This window comes from Pseudonocardia terrae (genome assembly GCF_021343995.1).
Lineage (GTDB): Bacteria > Actinomycetota > Actinomycetes > Mycobacteriales > Pseudonocardiaceae > Pseudonocardia > Pseudonocardia terrae.
Genome location: NZ_JAJTTE010000023.1, coordinates 38,222 through 57,139 on the forward strand (window position 1 = coordinate 38,222; position 18,918 = coordinate 57,139).

Below are 18,918 nucleotides of genomic sequence, written 5' to 3' on the forward strand. Positions count from 1 at the left end.
TCGGTCCGTCCGACGGTAGCCGGGGCCCGCCTCCCTCTCATTGATCAGTTGGTCCCTGCCGGTAGGGCCCAACGGCCCGGTACGGCTGCTGGAGGGCAGGGGGGTGCGGGGCCGCCGGCGCTGGTCGATCACCGGCTCGTCCGGCAGGATCGGAGCCGATCCGCCGCGGACCTCGGAGTCGAACGGGAGCGCTCGTGTCCTCCTTCCAGACCGACGATCTGACGTTGCTCGACGCCTGGTGGCGTGCCGCGAACTACCTGTCGGTCGGGCAGATCTACCTGCTCGACAACCCGCTGCTGCGTGAGCCCCTGGCCGCCGAGCACGTCAAACCGCGGTTGCTGGGACACTGGGGCACCACGCCCGGGCTGAACCTGCTGTATGCGCACATGAACCGGGCGATCCGGGCACGTGACCTCAACGCTCTCTACGTGACCGGGCCCGGGCACGGTGGGCCGGGGCTGGTCGCCAACGCCTACCTCGACGGGACCTACACCGAGATCTACTCCGGCGTCGGGGAGGACGTCGAGGGGCTCCGCGCGTTGTTCCGGCAGTTCTCCTTCCCGGGTGGCGTGCCGAGCCATGTGGCCCCGGAGACGCCGGGGTCGATCCACGAGGGCGGCGAGCTGGGCTATGCGCTGGTGCACGCGTACGGGGCGGTGTTCGACAACCCCGATCTGCTGGCGTTGTGCGTGGTCGGCGACGGCGAGGCGGAGACCGGCCCGCTCGCGGCGAGCTGGCACTCGAACAAGTTCCTGGATCCGCGCCGCGACGGCGTCGTCCTGCCGGTCCTGCACCTCAACGGCTACAAGATCGCCAACCCGACGGTGCTGGCCCGGATCCCGGAGGAGGAGCTCGCCTCGCTGATGCGGGGCTACGGCTACGCACCGCGGTTCGTCACTGCCGGGCTCGAGACGGACCATGCGGCAGTGCACGAGGATCTCGCCGCGACGCTCGACGCCACGTTGGACGAGATCGCCGCGATCAAGGCCGACCCGCCCACGAGCCGTCCGGCCTGGCCGATGATCGTGCTGCGTACCCCGAAGGGCTGGACCGGTCCGCGGGAGGTCGACGGGAAGCCGGTGGAGGGCACCTTCCGCGCCCACCAGGTCCCGCTCGCCGGCACCCGCTCGAACAAGCGCCACCGCGCCCAGCTCGAGGAGTGGATGCGCAGCTACCGCCCGGAGGAACTGTTCGACGAGTCCGGGCGGATCGTGCCCGCGATCCGGGCGCTCGCGCCGGTGGGGGAGCGGCGGATGAGCGCCAACCCGCACACCAACGGCGGTCTGGTGCTGCGCGACCTCGCGATGCCGGACTTCCGCGCCCACGCAGTCGTGGTCGACAAGCCCGCGGTGGAGACGAGCGAGGCGACCCGCGTGCTCGGTGAGTTCCTGCGGGAGGTGATGCACCGCAACCGTGACCGCTTCCGGCTCTTCGGGCCCGACGAGGTGGCGTCGAACCGACTACAGGCGGTGTTCTCCGAGACGGACCGGGCATGGTCGGCACGCATCGAGCCGGGCGACGAGCACCTCGCTCCGGACGGCCGGGTCATGGAGGTGCTGTCCGAGCACCTGTGCCAGGGCTGGCTGGAAGGCTATCTGCTGACCGGACGGCACGGGCTGTTCACCAGCTACGAGGCGTTCATCCACATCGTCGACTCGATGCTCAACCAGCACGCCAAGTGGCTCAAGACCACCCGGCAGATTCCGTGGCGGGCGCCGATCGCGTCGCTGAACTACCTGCTGTCCAGCCACGTCTGGCGGCAGGACCACAACGGCTTCTCCCACCAGGACCCCGGCTTCCTCGACCACGTCGTGAACAAGAAGGCCGAGATCACCCGCGTCTACCTGCCGCCGGACACCAACACCCTGCTCTCGGTGGCCGATCACTGCCTGCGCAGCCGGCACTACGTCAACGTGATCGTGGCGGGCAAACAGCCTCAGCTCAACTACCTGACCATGGACGAGGCGATCGCGCACTGCACCCGCGGCCTCGGCATCTGGGACTGGGCCTCGACCCCCGCATCGGACGGCGCGGACGAGCCGGACGTCGTGCTCGCCTGCTGCGGGGACATCCCCACCCTGGAGACCCTCGCAGCGGCGGCCCTGCTGCGCGAGCACCTGCCCGAGCTGAAGGTCCGGGTGATCAACATCGTGGACCTGATGCGGCTGCAACCCGACCGCGAGCACCCGCACGGGCTGTCCGACCGCGAGTTCGACGCGCTGTTCACCCCGGACCGGCCGGTGATCTTCGCCTTCCACGGGTATCCCTGGTTGATCCACCGGCTCACCTACTCCCGCAACGGGCACCGCAACCTGCACGTGCGCGGCTACATGGAGGAGGGCACCACGACCACGCCCTTCGACATGGTCATGCTCAACGACCTCGACCGCTTCCACCTCGTGATGGACGTGATCGACCGCGTGCCGTCGCTGGGCAGCCGAGCCGCGGTGCTGCGTCAGCACATGGCCGATCGGCGCCTCGCCGCCCGGGCCTACACCCGCGAGCACGGCGAGGACGACCCGGAGATCGCGAACTGGCGGTGGGCATGAGGGTACTGACCGTCAACGCGGGGTCGTCGAGCCTCAAGCTCCGCCTCCTCGGCCCGAACGACGAGGTCGAGCGGAGCACCGACGCCGAACCGGGCGTCGACCTGGAGGAGGTTCTCCGGGCTTGGCCGGCCCCGGAGGCGGTGGGCCACCGGGTCGTGCACGGGGGCACGCGGTTCACCGAACCGATCGTGATCGACACCGGTGTCCGTAAGGAGCTCGAGGACCTCACCGCCCTGGCGCCCCTGCACCAGCCCAAGTCCCTCGCCGGGCTTGACGCAGTCACCGCGCAGTTGCCGGAGGTGCCCGCGGTGGCGTGCTTCGACACCGCCTTCCACACGACGATCCCGCAGGCTGCGGCGACCTACGCCGTGCCGGGGGAGTGGCGCGAGCGGTATGCCATCCGCCGTTACGGGTTCCATGGCCTCTCCCACGCATGGTGCTCGGCCCGCGTCGCCCGGTTCACGGGTGCCCGGCGCATCGTGACCGCGCATCTCGGCGCGGGGGCGTCGTTGGCCGCGGTCCTCGACGGGCGCAGTGTCGACACCACCATGGGCTTCACCCCGCTCGAGGGGCTGGTCATGGCGACCCGCTCGGGCAGCGTCGACCCGGGCCTCGTGCTCTGGCTCGAGGAGCACGAGGGGCTGAGCCCGCGCGAGGTCGCGGAGACCCTGGAGAAGCGCTCGGGGCTGGCGGCGTTGGCAGGGAAGGCGGACATGCGTGAAGTCCTGGCGGCCGCCGGCCGAGGCGACGCCGGCGCGGTCCTGGCCCTCGACGTCTACGTCCACCGGCTGGCGGCGGGGATCGCCTCGATGGCGGCCGCGGCAGGAGGTATCGAGGCTCTGGCGTTCACCGGCGGGGTCGGCGAACACACCCCCGAGATCCGCGCCCGAGCCGCCGAGCGGCTGGCTTTCCTCGGCCTGGCCGTCGACCCCGCACGCAACGACACCAACGAGGGCGAGATCACCGCAGCCGGCGCCGCGGTCCGCACCCTTGTCGTGCCTGCTCGCGAGGACCTGGAGATTGCCCGCGGCACGCGTGCGGCGCTGCGGTAGACACGCCGGTCCGCCGGGACGGAGGTCCTCGCCGGTCCGCGACCAACGACCCCGAGCCGGGTGTCGATCGACAGCGGCGACATCCGGGCGACGCGACAGAGGGTGGAGGTCTCGGACGACGACGAGGAGCATCCATGAACGACACCTCCGGGCCGGCCGTGGTCGTCGGTGTCGACGGCTCGGACTCGGCGCTCGACGCAGTGCGATGGGCGGCCACCGAGGCCGATCGGCGAGGAGCAGCCCTGCGTCTCGTCGAAGCCGTGCCCTGGACCGTCTACACGTCGATCGGTGTTCCGCAGCTCGGGGCCGACTACCAGCGGCGGGTCCTGACCGAAGCGGCTGAGCAACACCTGAAGGCCGCATCGGAGGCCGCACGGCAGACGCGGGCCGAGATCACGGTCACGACCGAGGTCCGCGGCGGGGACGCGGCACCCGTGCTGCGTGACGAGGCGACGAGCGCACTGATGATCGTCGTCGGCACCCGGGGCCTCGGCGGCTTCACCGGGCTCCTCCTCGGCTCGGTGGCGACCGCCGTGGCCGCGCACGCGGCGGCACCGGTCGTCGTGGTGCGCGGCGGAGGTGCGCAGCGCGAGCCGGTCGCTCCGGTCCTGGTCGGCGTCGACGGCGGTCCGGAGGGCGAGGCCGCGCTGGCCTTCGCCTTCGACGAGGCTGCACGCCGCCAGGCCCCCCTGGTCGCAGTGCACACGTGGGGCGACCCGATCACCGATCCGTACCTGGCCGGCTACGTCGACTGGCCCGTCGTCGAGGCCGATGAACAGCGGATCCTGGACGACGCCCTCGCCGCGTGGACCGCCAAGCACCCCGAGGTGCCGGTCGAGCGGATCGTGGTGCGGGCCCGTCCGGCGGCGGCGCTGGTCGAGCGGTCACGCGATGCCGGGCTGGTCGTCGTCGGCTCGCGCGGCCGCGGCACGGTCCGCGGGGCGCTGCTCGGGTCGGTGGGGCAGGCCGTTCTGCGCCATGCCGACGCCCCGGTCGCCGTCGTCAGACCGGAGGCGGCCCTCGAGCAGCAGGAATAGTCCTCCTCAGAACCTCTGCCCAGGTTGAGCGCGTGCGTTCCGCGACGTCATGCGGCGGGGAGGAACTCCTCGGAGGACGGGGCATTGCGGCCCTGTCCGTGGAGGGCGGGGCTGCGATCGACTTCGTGTACCCGCTCGGGGACCGGTGTCCGCACAAGCCGGGACGCACGAGGAGAGCCAGGAGGGCGCGGTGAGCGCGGTGCAGCCGAAGGTCCGGCCCCGCACTGATCGAGCGGCGGGGTGGGAGCGTACGAGCCGGTTGGTCGAACCGGGATTGCTGACGATCACCGTGGTCGCTCTGCTGGCCGGAGCGCTCGCGTGGCTTCTCGGCGACCGTGAGTTCGCAGCCTGGTGCTGGGTCGTCGGCACGGTGAGCGCGGTGGTTCCGGCCGTGTGGTGGGTGGTCGTCGCGCTACGCCGCGGGCAGGCGGGCGTCGACCTGATCGCGGTGTTGTCCCTCGTCGGCACGCTGCTGGTGGGCGAGTACCTGGCCGGGGCCCTGATCGCGGTCATGCTGGCCACCGGCCGTGCGTTGGACGCCGCGGCGCAGCGGCGTGCGGCCCGGGACCTGACCGCGTTGCTGGAGCACGCCCCGCGTTCCGCGCGGCGCCGGGCCGGCGACCGGCTGGAGGTGGTTCCGGCGGACGAGGTCGCGGTGGGCGATCTCCTGGTCGTGGGCTGCGGGGAGGTCGTCCCGGTCGACGGGCGGGTCGAGGCCGCGGTGGCAGTGCTGGACGAGTCCGTCCTGACCGGCGAAGCACTGCAGGTGGAACGGCAGATCGGCGATCCGGTACGCAGTGGTGTCGTCAACGCGGGCGCCGCCTTCGAGGTACGTGCGGGCGCGACGGCCGACGAGAGCACCTACGCCGGGATCGTGCGCCTGGCACAGCAGGCCGGGGCGGAGAACGCACCGGTGGTGCGGTTGGCCGACAGGTACGCGGCGTGGTTCCTGCCGGTGGCGCTGGTGATCGCCGGTGCCGCGTGGCTGGCGAGCGGGTCGCCCGTGCGGGCCGTGGCCGTGCTCGTGGTGGCGACCCCGTGCCCGCTGTTGCTGGCCGCGCCGGTCGCCGTCGTCTCGGGGCTCTCCCGTGCTTCGCGGCTCGGGGTGGTGATCCGCAGTGGTGGCGCACTGGAGAACCTGGGGCGCGCCACCACCCTGGTCATGGACAAGACCGGCACGCTGACCGCCGGAAGGCCGGCGATCGTCGAGATCCTCACGGCGCCCGACCGGAGCGCCGGTGAGGTGTTGCGCCTCGCGGCCTCGGCCGACCAGCTGTCCCCGCACGTGCTGGCGAAGGCGATCGTGGACGAGGCTCGTGGCCGGGGCCTGCCCCTGGCCCTGCCCGTCGATGTCGAGGAGCGGCCGGGGCGGGGGGTGCGGGCGTCGGTGGACGGGCACGTGGTCGAGGTCGGCAAGCCGGCGCGCGCGGTGCCCGGCGCGGACTGGGCCCGCACCGCGGTGAACCGGGCCTCGCTGGACGGCGCGGCGGTCGCCTGGGTGAGTGTGGACGACCAGGTGACCGGCGCGATTCTGCTGCGTGACCCGCTGCGCCGGCACGCCCCCCGGACCCTGCGCCGGCTCCGCTCCGCGGGACTGACCCGGATGATCATGCTCACCGGTGACCGCGCCGAACCGGCCCAGGAGATCGGGTCGGTCCTCGGGCTGGACGACGTGCTGGCCGAGCAGTCCCCGGCGGACAAGGTCGCGGCGGTGCGCGCGGAGCAGCAGCAGGCGGTGACGGCGATGGTGGGCGACGGCGTGAACGACGCGCCCGCGCTCGCCGCCGCCTCCGTCGGGGTTGCGATGGGCGCCCGCGGTGCCAGCGCCTCGTCCGAAGCCGCCGACGTCGTGCTGACCACGGATCGCCTGGACCGGCTGGCCGACGCGATGGAGATCGCCCGGCGGTCCCGACGGATCGCCGTGCAGAGCGCCGTGGCCGGGATGGGGCTGTCGCTGCTGGCCATGGTGGTCGCCGCGCTCGGCATGCTCGCCCCTGCAGCGGGCGCGCTCCTGCAGGAGGGCATCGACGTGGCGGTGATCCTCAATGCCCTGCGCGCGCTGCGCGGACCCGAGACGCAGGCCGAGCTGCCCGCGGACACCGAGCGGATGTTGCGCCGCTTCGACGGGGAACACGACGAGCTACGCGATGCACTCGGGCAGGTACGCGACGCTGCCGATCAGCTCACGACCAGAAGGGACGGGTCGGCGCTGGAGGCCCTGCGCCGGGTCCACACGTTCCTGACCGATCGGTTGTTGCCGCACGAGCACGGCGAGGAGTCGCGGCTCTATCCGGCGCTGGCCCGGTCACTGGGCAGCGCGGAGGCCACAGCGACCATGAGCAGAACCCACGCCGAGATCGACCGGCTGGCCAACCGGATCGGCACCCACCTCGCTCTGGCCGAGACGAGCGGTGAGGTGGGCGCCGACCAGCGCGTCGACCTGCTCGCCTCCCTCTACGGCCTCCACGCCCTCCTCCGGCTGCATTTCCTGCAGGAAGAGGAGAACTACTTCGTGCTTGCCGACGACGCCACCGACGCCTAATCGAAGTGCCGGGGGGGGGGGGGAGAGAGAAAATTTGCCGCCCGCTCGCCTGGTGCTCACCCTTCAACAATCCAAGGGCGGCAGTCTGATGGCATGGAGTGCAGGAGATCGGGGCAAAAAGATTCCGGAAATCCCGTCGGATCCGATCTGTCAGAAGTGAGGCCGAGAGCTCGAGACCAGCGTGTCCGAGGTTCTGATCCGCTCATTCATGGACAAACTTCATGCACTATCGGGAATGCTTAGCCTCGATTTTCCGAGTGTCGTTCATTCAGGTGGTTATCGACGCAACGGGAAAACGGGAGTCGGGTTGACCGCGCTTCCTCGTCGCGAGTCGTCGGAGGGGCGGCCCTGCTGGTGTTCGTCGGCTACCCCGACCCAGCTCTACACGCCGGTGCAGGAGCTGGGGTCGCTCACGAACTCGGTGTTCGCCGCGGCCGCAGGCGGGGAGCGCGTCCTCGAGCTGCTCGCGGCCCCGCCGGCTCTACCCGAGCGCGCGCCCGCCCGTGCCGCTGCAACGGCCGGCAGCCGTGCCGAGCCGGTGCCGCCGTCGCCCCGTAGGGCCGGTGAGGTGGCAGTGCGCGGCGCATGGGTCACCTACGCCGGGTGTGAGTCCCCGGCTCTCGCGGATGTGTCGCTGACCGTGCGGGCCGGCGGGTTCGTGGCCGTCACCGGGCCAAGTGGCGCCGGGAAGTCGACGCTGGTCAAGCTCCTGCTACGGCTGCTCGCCCCACAGCGGGGTGCGGTCCTGCTGGACGGCGTGGACCTGCGCGACATCCCGGCGGTCGAGCTGCGCCGGCGGGTCAGCGCGGCGTTGCAGGATCCGCCCGTCGTCGACGTCTCGATCGCCGAGAATGTCCGCTGGGGAGACTCGGAGGCCGACGACGAGACGGTCCGCGCGGCCGCGCGGGTGGCCGACGCGCACGGCTTCATCTCGCGGTTGCCCAACGGCTACGAGACGCGGGTCGGGCAGCGTGGCCGGCTGCTGTCGGGTGGGCAGCGGCAACGGATCGCGCTCGCCCGGGCCGTCGTGGGCGGCCCCGAGCTGCTCGTGCTCGAACACGCACACTGCCGCATCGAGCACAGTCGCCTCGGCCAGCACCGGAAGGCTGAGAGACCGAACTCGGCCTCGGTCCTGGACGGTGTCGGGATCTCGCGGCTGCAGGTCACGCTGTCGTTGCTGGTACGCCTCGTCGGGCGCTGGTTCCCTGGCGGTGTGGAGCAGCAGAACGCCGCCCCAGGTGGGGCACATCCCGACGAACCGCACGCCGAAGGGCTCGGCGGTCGGCTGAACTGGCTGCGCGCCGGGGTCCTCGGCGCGAACGACGGCATTGTCTCCGTCGCCGGGCTGGTCGTCGGTGTCGCCGGCGCGACCACCGACCGCGGCGCGATCTTCGTCGCCGGACTGGCCGGGCTCGTCGCCGGAGCGGTGTCGATGGCCCTCGGCGAATACGTCTCGGTCAGCAGCCAGCGCGACACCGAGCTGGCCATGATGGCCAAGGAGAAGCGGGAGCTGCACGAGGACCCGCAGGCGGAGCTGGCCGAGCTGGCTGACCTCTATCGCGCCAGGGGCCTCAGCGCCGAGACCGCGGAGACCGTGGCTCGCGAGCTGACCGCCCACGACCCGCTCGCCGCGCACCTCGAGGCCGAGCTCAACATGGACCCCGACGAGCTCACGAGCCCCTGGCAGGCCGCCGGCGCCTCGGCCCTGTCCTTCGTCGTGGGCGCCGTCCTGCCACTGATCGCCATCCTGCTGCCGCCGCCCTCGTGGCGCGTCCCGATCACCGTGGCCGCCGTCCTGCTCGCGCTCGGGCTCGCCGGCGCGCTCAGCGCCCGCATCGGCGGCACCCACCCCCGTCGAGCCGTCCTGCGGGTCGTCCTCGGCGGCGCCGCGGGACTCGCGATCACGTACTTCGTCGGCCACTTCTTCGGCGCCGCCGTCGCGTGAGCCCGGACCTCGCGATGCGGCACAGGCGGCCGGCGGCGGCTACTTCCGTGCCAGCCGATCGTCCACACCGACGACCTCGATCAGGCCACCGAGCCGAGAGCTTCGCTGCCGGGCTTGTGACCCTTCGGGACGTTGGCAGGGTCAGGATGGGAACTGCGACGTCAGGGAGGGGACCTTCGATAAACGTCCGAGGGCGTTGTGCTCTGCGCGTGCGGTCGTCGCGCGGCGCACGCTGAGGTCGCCGGTAGCACTTCTCGCCGCCGACTACGCGGAAGGAACGGCCGATGATGTACTGGTGGGACGGCCACATGAGCGCCTGGGGTTACGCCCTGATGGCCCTCAGCTCGGTCGTGTTCTGGGCGCTGGTGATCACCGCCATCGTCGTGGGGGTCCGCGCGGTTCGGCACACTCGAACAGGCCCCGGGCCCGCTGACAGGTCAACCCCCGAGCAGTTGCTCGCCGAGCGGTACGCCCGCGGTGAGATCGACGACGACGAGTACCGCCGCCGTCTGCACACCCTCACCAACGAATTTCGAGCCGACTCGCGTCCTTAGCGACTCGAGGTCAGCCCTCGCCTGCCGCGCATCCAGAACGAGCGTCGACGATCTCGAGATCTGGCGAGTGCGCGAGCGTGGGTGGGGTCGACGGCGGACCATGAGGAGGGCCACAGCAGATGATGGGTGCCGGAGGGATGGGCCTGTTCTGGATCTGGCCGCTGCTGATCGTGGTGGGTCTGGGCTTGCTCGGTTACGTCGGCTACCAGCGCGTGCTAGGCGGGACACCAGGCCTCGAGCAGCGCGGAAACGGTGCCGACGGCGGTGAGGCGCGCCGGATCCTCGACGAGCGCTTCGCACGGGGCGAGATCGACGAGGAGGAGTACCGGCGCCGCCGTTCCGTGCTGGGATGACTCCTCGCCCGCTCGGTCGGGGGCGTGTCCTCGCCAGCGCCCGTGCCCTGCGGTCGCTTCCCCCAATCTGTGACTCTGATCTTTCAGGCCTCCGGAGTAGTTCGCGGTACCATGGCGTCATACCCCCCGGGGTACGAGCGAGGGCGGGCCCGACGGAGGGGAAGTGTCATGGATGTGAACGCTGCGAAGCTGACCGATGGGGTGGCTCGGCTCAAGCGGGTGCAGGGTCAGCTCGGCGGGATCATCCGCATGATCGAGGAGGGCCGTGACTGCGCGGACGTGGTCACCCAGCTCGCGGCGGCTTCGCGTGCGTTGGACAAGGCCGGCTTCAAGATCATTTCGACGGGGCTGCGGCAGTGCATCGCCGAGGACACGGACGGCACGCAGCGGGTGAACGAGGCCGAGCTCGAACGCCTGTTCCTCTCGTTGGCCTGAGCAGGCCCGGAGCGGCCGGAGACGAAGAGAGCTGCGCGGTGGACATCGCCCGCACCATCACCCTCAGCCAGCCCTACGCCGAGGTGGTGCCGCGGGTCCGTGAGGCCCTGGCCGGCCAGGGGTTCGGGGTGCTGACCGAGATCGACATGACGGCGACGATGAAGCAGAAACGCGGCGCCGACATCGAGGACTTCGTCATCCTGGGCGCCTGCAATCCCGAGCTCGCCGAGCGGGCCCTGAACATCGACCGCCGGGTCGGGGTCCTGCTGCCGTGCAACGTCGCCGTCCGGGCGATTAGCGACGGCAGGGGGACGATGGTGCAGCTGATGAACCCGCAGCTGCTCGCGGTGGTGACCGACAATCCGGACCTCGCCCCGATCGCCGACGAGGCCGACCGGCGGATGAGCGCAGTCCTGGCCACCCTCCAGCAGTAGCCGCTCCCGCGCCGCGGAGCGGCACCAGCTCGTGATCTGACCAGCCGACACATCCACACGCCGGTGCACGCAACGCAGGTACCCTACGGGGTAGGGAATCAAGCTGCTCATGGCCGCAACGCCCGACACCGTGCAGGAGGGCCCGGCGCAGTTCCGGGTCGAGACGACCAGGCTGGATGCCGCCTCGCCCGCCGAGTCCCCGCCGCGAGGCTGCAGCGCTGGCTCGCCTACCTCGTCTTCGTCGTCGCCGGGTTCGTCCTCATCCAGGTCGCGGTCGGAGGACCCGGCTGAGTCGCGTCGGGTCCTCGGCCCCTTCTCCGACGCCGCCTCACAGCAGAACCTCTGACGCAAGGAGTGAAGTCCAATGATGAATTCGACAGGCATGGCCCTGTTCTGGATCTGGCCGCTGCTGGTGGTCGTCGGCCTGGTGTTGCTCGGCTACGTCCTCGTCCGCGCCCGCTCCGGCACTCGGACTGGAGCCTCTGACGCCGCTGGTCGGGTCCTCGACGAGCGGTTCGCGCGCGGCGAGATCGACGAGCAGGAGTACCACCAGCGGCGCTCGGCGCTGGAAGACCGGGCGCGTTGAACCCGCGACCCATCAGCCGCCGTCGGGCACTGGTGCTCGGCGGAGCGGGTGTCGCTGCCCTGGCCGCCGGCGCCGCCGGTTGGATCTCCACCGCCGGCTCACCGGCCGCCGGCACGACCCTGGACGCTGGTGCAACCAGAGAACCCCTCGCCCCACCCGCCGAGCTCACCGCTCGGGACGGGCGGCTGCAGGTCGAGCTGGTCGCCGCCACCGGGGTTCGGCTGGCCGGCCGGGACACCCGGGCGCTGGGATTTAACGGCACCTCGCCCGGGCCAACCCTGCGCCTGCGCCCCGGAGACGAACTGGCCGTGCGGCTGACCAACCACCTCGACCAGCCCACCAACCTGCACACCCACGGCCTGCGGGTCTCCCCTCAAGGCAACTCCGACAATCCCTTCCTCCGGATCGACCCCGGCGCCTCGTTCGACTACCGAATCCCCGTGCCGCCTGACCACCCGCCGGGGACGCACTGGTACCACCCGCACTACCACGGCACGGTGGCCGACCAGCTCTTCGGCGGCCTGGCCGGCGCCCTGCTCGTCGACGGCGGCCCGCCCCTGCCCGTCGACGACGACCGGGTCCTGCTCATTACCGACACCACTCTCAACGCCGATGGCACCGTCCCAGTCGCCAGCCCCGCCGAGCGCATGCAAGGCCGCGAGGGACAACTCGTGCTGCTCAACGGCCAGCACCAGCCGGTCGTGTCGGCCGCGCCGGGCCACGCTCAACGCTGGCGGCTGATCAACGGATGCATCTCCCGCGTGCTCGCCGTCCGCCTCGAAGGCCACACCCTGCAGCAGATCGCCCAGGACAGCACCTTCCTGCCTGCTCCGACTCCGCACCGACAGCTCGTGCTCGCCCCCGGCAACCGCGCCGACGTCGTCGTTCAACCCGACCGGGCCGGCCGTTTCACCCTCCTCACCGATCCCTACGACCGTGGCACCGCCATGAGCGGAATGGGCGGCACCCCGCCGGCCGCAACCGGATCGACCACCCTCGCGACGCTGGCCGTTGACGGTCCCGCGGCGACAGCACCCGCACTACCGACCACTCTGCCCGCCGAACCCCCGCCCGCTGCGGCCACAGCGACCCGCTCGACCGCCTTCCAGATGGGCATGGGCGGCATGCGCGGCGGAACCGGCAACACCACCACGGACGCGCTCCCGATGAGCTTCACCATCGACGGCCGCTCCTTCGACCCCAACCGCGACGACCAGATCGTCACCGCCGGCACCGTCGAGGAGTGGACCGTGACCAACACCGGCCCGCTCGCCCACCCCTTCCACCTGCATGTCTGGCCCTTCACCGTCGTCGCGGCCAGCGACGGCCGCCCGACCACCGGCGTCCCCCAGGACGTGGTGCTCGTGCCCGCCACCGGGTGGGTGCGGCTACGAATCCCCTTCACCAGCCACACCGGCCGCAGCGTCTACCACTGCCACATCCTCGACCACGAAGACGCAGGCATGATGGCGACGATCGTCGTCCGATAAGCCCCTCCGTGAGAGCGTCCGACGACTCCGCAGCCTTCCCCTGGATCGACAGAGCCGATCGTCGCGGTGGCCTGGGCACGAGGACCCTGGGGCCGCATGCGTCCGGCGGGCAGGGTCGGACGATGCCGAGACGGAGCGGACGAGGAGCACGATCGTGAAGAAGGAGGCTTTCGATCGCGGCACGGTGCGCCTGGCCGCCACGTTGCTGCTCGCGGGCCAACTCCTCCACATCCTGATATCCTGATTACTCAGTTCCACGCCGATGGGGACGCCAACGACCACCCGGCTGTGTTCGCTGAGTACGCCGGCAGTGGGATTTGGACGGCCGTGCACGTCGGTCAGTTCGCCGCTACAGCGATCCTGCTTGCCGGGTTGTTCGTGCTGTTCTCTGTCCTGGCCAGCCGGGTGCGGACGACGAGATTTGTAAGCCGCCTCGGCGCCGCCTTGGCAGCGGTGGCGCTGGGCTTGTACGGCGTTGTCATGGCGACCCGCAGGATCCCGGCCTGGGGTAGCCCGCACCGAGTGAGGGCGATCGGCCAGCTGCGTGAGGCGGGCGCTGGCCTGCGCTTGATCCGCGGCCGCCGAGGTCATCGACAGCGCGAGGTCAACGGGAAGCCTGAGATGATCCGAGCCCTGGAGCGAGCTTGGTCCGCCCTTTGAAGCCTCTACGCCAAGGTCTCCGCGGCCGTGATCGTGGTCGGCGCGGGTCCGGGCACAGGGCCAGGCCTCAAGCTGGGCCAAGTCGCCGTGATGCGCGGGGCGCCGTCGGGACCACCAATCTTGGGGATCCTTCGCGACGGCGATCCCGAGCTCGTCGGCGGACGGATTGCGCGATCGGGTCATGTTTCGATAACAAGCTGCAACAGCAACGATCGCAGCGGATACGCGGCTCCGCAAGTTGCCGGCAAGTTCACAGAGGGGATGGACACGATGCTTGGTCCCTGGGTTCCCGTGTTGGCGTTCGCAGCGGCGATGATCGCCCTCCTCGCCGTCTAAATCGTCACAGCGGTCATCGCAAGCCACCAGCCTGGCGGTGCTACACCGCCTGAAGACACCCGAAACTCCGGCCTCGGCGGGCCACCGACAAGTCGGCTGTAGCTGCGTGAAGGATGCGCCGCGCAGTGCCACGATTTGCCGCGATACTGGTGGCATGGCGTGGCTGCCCGTGCATCCTGCGTGGTCTCCGCGCGCGTGCCGCGCGCTCGATGACCTGCATTGGATCGCCTATGCGGTGGACCGGGAGCAGCAGTCGGCCTTCGCTGCGGGTGTGGCGGCCTGCCTGGGTTGGGTTCGTGGCGGGAGGGTTGCTCCTGTCACGGAGCGGGACGAGTCGCCGGTGACCCGCGAGTTGGCGACGGCGGAGATGTGGGCCTGCGCGGCAGCCGCGACTCCCGGAATCCCGCCGCCTCCGATGGCCGAGATCTGCGCCGAGCTCGGTGTGCAGAACTGGCCGGTGTTGCCGGCGGGGGTGGGCTGGGCTGAGGGCGGCGAGGTGTGTTTGCGGTGGTTGTTGGGTCGGCAGGACCGGCCGCCGTTGCCGACCCCGGAGCGACTTGCTGACGGGTCGCTGCCGTCGCCGGAGGAGCTGATGGAGCGGGAGATCGCCGCGCGACCGTGGGCGTTCGAGGAGCCCGAGCGGCGGCTGGAGCTGCACCGTCGCGCCGAGCGCGAGGCTCGGCGTTCCCGGCAACTCGTGGACCTGATCGCCCGAACGAAGGCCTCGCTCGCTTCCTGTCAGCGCTCGTAGGCGGCTTCCTGCTCCAGAGCCGCCTGCTGGGCCCGGTTCTGCTCGGCCCAGAGTGTGAGCTGTTGGGCGCGTGACTGTTCGGCGGACTCCTCCGTTCCGTGGGCGAGGTCGAGCTGTTCGCGCGCGTGGATCTCGGCGAGGGCGTTCTGCGCGCGCCGAATCGCCTCGACGGTGCTGTCGTCGGTCGTGCTGTACGAGGCTTGCTCGGTCCGAGCGTTCGGCGCGAGCTGCCTTTCGTCCTCGGCGATGTCGAGGCCGGTGATCTCTCGGTGCTGGTCCTCGAGGAGTTGGTCGGCATGGTGGGCGTCGAGCCACTGTTGGGCGGTGACCTGGTCGGCGGGGCTGTCGAGGTCGACGCCGCGGGCGGCGAGTTCGGATCGGGCATGGTCGGCGTTGACGCGGGTGACGGCGGTGTGGGCGTACCAGGTGGCGCGGGCGTCGTCGATGATTTGCAGCTCGGCGGCGCGAGCGGCGGCCCGCTTGGCCTCGTCACGCGCTTCGGCGGCCGCGGCCAGGAGCTGCTCGCGCTCGGCGGGGTCGCCAAGGGTTCCTGCCCGGGCGGTCCACAGTTCGGCGTTGGTGTGGTGGCGTTGGGCTTGTTGGTGGGCGGCGGCGAGGTCGTCGGCGACCCAGTCCGGTGCCCAGGTTCTCTCGCGGTCGTAGGCGGCGACGCGGACGCGGAGTTGACCGTCGGTCATCTGTTGTTCGTCCGCGCCGCGGTCGGGCAGGTCCAGGGCGGTGTGCGCGGCGTACCAGGCGGCGTGGTGTTCGGCGACGCCGGCAGGGGGTGGCGGGCCGAGGGGGTCCTGGTCGTCGGTGTGGTCGGCGAGTTCGCGGTAGGCGGCGGCCCAGCCGGCGCGGTGCTCCCACTCGGCGCGGGCTACCGGGTCGTTGGGGACGCGGCCGAGGGCTTCGATGGCCCACTGCGGGGCGTGGTCGGCGGTCTCCGCGCCGAGTTCGTGGCGTCGGTCGTCGGCGGCGTCGGCGAGGTCGTGGAGCCGCTCCCGGCGGTGTTCGGCGATGTCGGTGGGGATGAGCTCGGCGTAGCTGGTGATCTCGGGCGCGGGGATGCCGTCGAGAGTTTTGGTGATGCGGGCGTGTAGGACCTGGGCGGGGTGGTCGGCGCCGTCGAGGCTGCGCGCGGTGACCGCGGTGCCCAGGAGCGTGTCCGGGTGGTGGCCGGCGAGTTCGCAGCTGCGCAGCAGTCGGTCGAGGCCGGACAGGGCGGGGTCGGCGGCCAGGTCGAGGCGCTGGGTTGGGGTGAGATGCCCGTCGTCGGTGAGCCGGTCGAGCAGGGTGTGCAGGCGCCCGGCGGTGGCGTCGGCGATCTCGGCGGCCAGCCGGTCGACATGCCGCCGCATCGACTTCGCCTCATGTTGGGCGTGTTCGTGTTCGGCGAGGGCGGTGCGGTCGGTGTGGTCGCGGTCGAGGATGTCGGCGAGCACCGCGTGGCCGGTGCGGGGTGCGATGGTGGTGGTCTGTCCGGCGGGGGAGTCCTCGGGTGCGGGGCGGGTGATGACGTGGGCGGTGTTGTGGTGGCGCCCGCGGGTCAGCGCGACGTAGAGCGCGGCGGTGTCGGTGCCGGGGCCGAGGACGGCGTGGGCGGTGTCGACGGTGCGGCCCTGGGCGGCGTGCACGGTGGCGGCGTAGGCGAGGGTGAGGTGCTCGGCCACGTAGCCGCGGGGCAGGGACAGGGTGACGCCGGTGGGGTCGGTGACCTGCAGGCCGCCGTCGTCGCGGGTGGCGGTGACCCGGTAGGTCTGGCGGTTGATCGGGGCGCGGGTGTTGCCGTCGTGCCCGAGGAGATGCCAGGCGTTGCGGCGGGCCTGCACCAGGTCCCCGACGCCGGCGACGGTGCCCTGGGCGGTGAGCTCGACCCCGTGTTCGGCGACCCTACCGAGGGCGACGAGCTCGGCGCGTAGCTCGGCGGAGAGGCGGGCGGCGGCTTCGTTGGAGCCGACAAGCAGCAGGGATTCGCGGCCGGCGAGGGTGTCGGCGAGCCAGGCCCGCCGGGCGGCGGTCTCGGTCTGCTCGCGGGCGCCGCCGTCGCGGATGCGTCCGTGTCGCTGGTAGGCGTCCAGGGCAGCGGGGTTGCCGTCGCGGAGCTGGAGTGAGGCGGTGGCTTCCCAGGGGTGGGTGAAGCGGCGGACCTCGGCGAGTTCGTAGCGCAGGCCGCGTTCGCCGAGATCGGACAGCGCGCCGCCGGGTCCGACGGCGGCGAGCTGGCGCGGATCGCCGACGAGCAGGAGCTTGCCCCCGGCGTCGGCGACGTGCTGGTGGATGCGGGCGAGATCGGCGGTGGTGGCCATGCCGGCCTCGTCGACGACCACGAGATCGCCGGCCTGCACAAGCGGTGTCGAGGTGAGCCAGCGGGCGATGTTGTGGGCGGGCAGGCCTTCCTCGGCCAGGACCTGCGCGGCGATCTGCGACGGGGCGAGCCCGATCACCCGACGGCCGGTGGCGGTCCAGGCGTCGGCCAGGGCGGCGACGGTGAAGCTCTTGCCGGTGCCGGCGGCAGCAGACAAGACCTCGACCCGGGCCCCCGACGACAGCACCCCGACCACGGCGGCGGCCTGGTCGGCGCCGAGCTCGCGGCCGGACTCGGCGAAGCGCGACACCACCGCGCGTGCCTCGTCGACGGCGAGGGCGGGGGCGCCGCGGACGACCGCGGCCTTGCGGAGTTCGCGTTCGGCGGCGATCTGGCCGTGCGTGGTGTAGCGGGCAGCGCCGGGCTTGGCGTAGACGGAGCGGCCGTCGGCCCGGACCAGTTCCTGTGGCAGCCCGGCGGTCTCCTCCTCGACGTTGAGCCGGACCGCGCGGTCGATGGCGATGTCGGTGAGCCCGTCGAGCAGCTCCCGCACCTGCGTGGGGTCGAGGTGGAGGTGCCCGGGGAGGGCGTCGGAGATCGCTCGGGTGAGGTCTGATCGGGACCAGGATTGGCGCCGCTCGGCCACTGCGGCCAGGGCTCGCTCCACCACGTCGTCGACCGACCACGGCTCGGCCGGCCCGGCCTGCTGACCGAGATCCAGGACGTCGTGGGCCACCTGGGCCAGTCCTCCGGCGACCAGGGTGCGGGTCTCGGCCTCCCACCGGTCCAGGCGCTGGGCCACGGTCTCGCCCCGGTGTGATTTGCCGGCGCGGGTGAGCAGGGTGGCCTGCTGGGCGACGCGGGTGCGCTCGAGGTTGGACGGCTCGCGCCCGAACCGGTCGCTGAACGCCCGCACCAGCTCGGTGGTCTTGGCGGTGACGGCGCGGCGGCGGGTGGAGAACAGCTCGAGCACCTCCCGGCGGACTCCCACGATCTCCCGGGCCCTCCCGTCTGGGCGGGTGGCGAACCGCACCCCGAGGGTGCGGGTCAGGTGGGCCTCCATCACCCGTTCGCCGATGGCGCCCGCGGCGCCGCGGTGATCGTGGATGGCTCGCCCGTCGATCGCCCGCCAACTCCCATCCGCACACGGCACCCGGTTCAGCACCGCCTGGTGCACGTGCAACTGGGGGTCGCGGTCGCGGGAGTCGTGCTGCAGGAACTGGGCGACCACCCACTCATGGGCATCGGTCCATCTCCCAGCACCCCCGCCGTGATGCCCGACCCGGGCGTAGCCGGCGACGTCGGCGAGATAGTCGATGCTCGCCCGCGCCCCGGCCAGCACCGCATCCTCCACTGCCCGCCGGTGCGCGCCCCAGGCCTGCGCCGCCTGGAAGTTGCCCGCCCTGCGGGCGTCGTTCTCGGCGCGCTCGAACGCCACCCCCAACACGGTGACCGACTTCGGGGCGGAGAAGGTGACGTCGTAGAACGCGACCGCCTGCCGCGCCGACCGCTCCGCCCGAGCGCGCAGCTGGGCCTGCTCCTCCGGCCCGGCCTCCGGATGTACGGCGAGCAGGTCCGCGTAGATCTGCTCCGCGGTGCGGTACCTGCGGTGCCCCGCCGCCAACGGGCTTGCCTCACCCCACGTGGATCGGGCGTGTGTAGCCGGGTCTCGAGGATCGAGGAGATGGCTGTAGACGGCCTCCATCAGCTCGGCATCCACCTGGCCCTGTAGGCCGAGGAGCTCGGCGCCCGCGCCGTACCAGAGCCCGGGCGGTTCACCGGTGGCTTCGGCGCCGGTGTAGTAGCCCTCGCGGCCGCCGGCGACGGCCTTGGTCAGGTAGCCGGGGTCGTGGCCGGTGGCGATGCTCAGCACAGCGGCTCCTGCC

At 71.8% G+C, this 18,918-nt stretch carries 13 protein-coding genes and 1 pseudogene; 13 read left to right on the forward strand and 1 reads right to left on the reverse strand.

Going from position 1 to position 18,918, the window contains the following annotated elements; all coding sequences use genetic code 11:
• Nucleotides 1–194: 194 nt before the first annotated feature.
• From LWC33_RS17045 to LWC33_RS17105, 13 genes and pseudogenes are all read left to right on the forward strand, one after another.
• Nucleotides 195–2,549 (forward strand): phosphoketolase family protein, encoded by a 2,355-nt coding sequence (locus tag LWC33_RS17045; RefSeq protein ID WP_233305381.1) that lies wholly within the window; start codon nucleotides 195–197, stop codon nucleotides 2,547–2,549.
• Complete coding sequence (locus tag LWC33_RS17050; RefSeq protein ID WP_233305382.1) at nucleotides 2,546–3,601, forward strand: acetate/propionate family kinase; 1,056 nt, start codon at nucleotides 2,546–2,548, stop codon at nucleotides 3,599–3,601. The genes LWC33_RS17045 and LWC33_RS17050 overlap by 4 nt, the downstream gene beginning before the upstream one ends.
• Nucleotides 3,602–3,735: 134 nt before the next feature.
• Complete coding sequence (locus tag LWC33_RS17055; protein ID WP_233305383.1) at nucleotides 3,736–4,638, forward strand: universal stress protein; 903 nt, start codon at nucleotides 3,736–3,738, stop codon at nucleotides 4,636–4,638.
• A 190-nt stretch (nucleotides 4,639–4,828) separates the two neighbouring features.
• Nucleotides 4,829–7,180 carry a heavy metal translocating P-type ATPase gene (locus tag LWC33_RS17060; protein WP_308190957.1) on the forward strand — a complete coding sequence of 784 codons (2,352 nt, stop codon included), beginning with the start codon at nucleotides 4,829–4,831 and terminating at the stop codon, nucleotides 7,178–7,180.
• A gap of 235 nt (nucleotides 7,181–7,415) precedes the next feature.
• Nucleotides 7,416–8,222: pseudogene (locus tag LWC33_RS17065) on the forward strand (ATP-binding cassette domain-containing protein); the annotation flags it as partial.
• 171 nt (nucleotides 8,223–8,393) lie between these two features.
• On the forward strand, nucleotides 8,394–9,125 hold the full coding sequence (locus LWC33_RS17070) for a VIT1/CCC1 transporter family protein (protein ID WP_233305432.1): 732 nt from the start codon (nucleotides 8,394–8,396) through the stop codon (nucleotides 9,123–9,125).
• A gap of 284 nt (nucleotides 9,126–9,409) precedes the next feature.
• A complete protein-coding gene (locus LWC33_RS17075) occupies nucleotides 9,410–9,679 on the forward strand; it encodes an SHOCT domain-containing protein (protein WP_233305384.1) in 270 nt (89 codons plus the stop codon).
• Nucleotides 9,680–9,798: 119 nt separating this feature from the next.
• Entirely contained in the window at nucleotides 9,799–10,032 is a 234-nt protein-coding gene (locus LWC33_RS17080; RefSeq protein WP_233305385.1) for an SHOCT domain-containing protein, read from the forward strand.
• Between the two features lie 168 nt (nucleotides 10,033–10,200).
• Entirely contained in the window at nucleotides 10,201–10,467 is a 267-nt protein-coding gene (locus LWC33_RS17085) for a metal-sensitive transcriptional regulator (RefSeq protein WP_233305386.1), read from the forward strand.
• Nucleotides 10,468–10,505: 38 nt separating this feature from the next.
• Nucleotides 10,506–10,901, forward strand: coding sequence for a DUF302 domain-containing protein (locus LWC33_RS17090; RefSeq protein ID WP_233305387.1), 396 nt, complete (start codon nucleotides 10,506–10,508; stop codon nucleotides 10,899–10,901).
• A 364-nt stretch (nucleotides 10,902–11,265) separates the two neighbouring features.
• Nucleotides 11,266–11,487 carry an SHOCT domain-containing protein gene (locus LWC33_RS17095; protein ID WP_233305388.1) on the forward strand — a complete coding sequence of 74 codons (222 nt, stop codon included), beginning with the start codon at nucleotides 11,266–11,268 and terminating at the stop codon, nucleotides 11,485–11,487.
• Nucleotides 11,484–12,977 (forward strand): multicopper oxidase family protein, encoded by a 1,494-nt coding sequence (locus LWC33_RS17100; protein WP_233305389.1) that lies wholly within the window; start codon nucleotides 11,484–11,486, stop codon nucleotides 12,975–12,977. Before LWC33_RS17095 ends, LWC33_RS17100 begins: the two co-directional genes overlap by 4 nt.
• Before the next feature lie 1,150 nt (nucleotides 12,978–14,127).
• Entirely contained in the window at nucleotides 14,128–14,724 is a 597-nt protein-coding gene (locus tag LWC33_RS17105) for a hypothetical protein (RefSeq protein WP_233305390.1), read from the forward strand.
• Here the strand turns inward: LWC33_RS17105 and mobF are convergent.
• Nucleotides 14,712–18,905, reverse strand: a complete 4,194-nt coding sequence (gene mobF, locus LWC33_RS35200; protein ID WP_308190958.1) for a MobF family relaxase — start codon at nucleotides 18,903–18,905, stop codon at nucleotides 14,712–14,714. The genes LWC33_RS17105 and mobF overlap by 13 nt on opposite strands.
• Nucleotides 18,906–18,918: the final 13 nt, after the last annotated feature.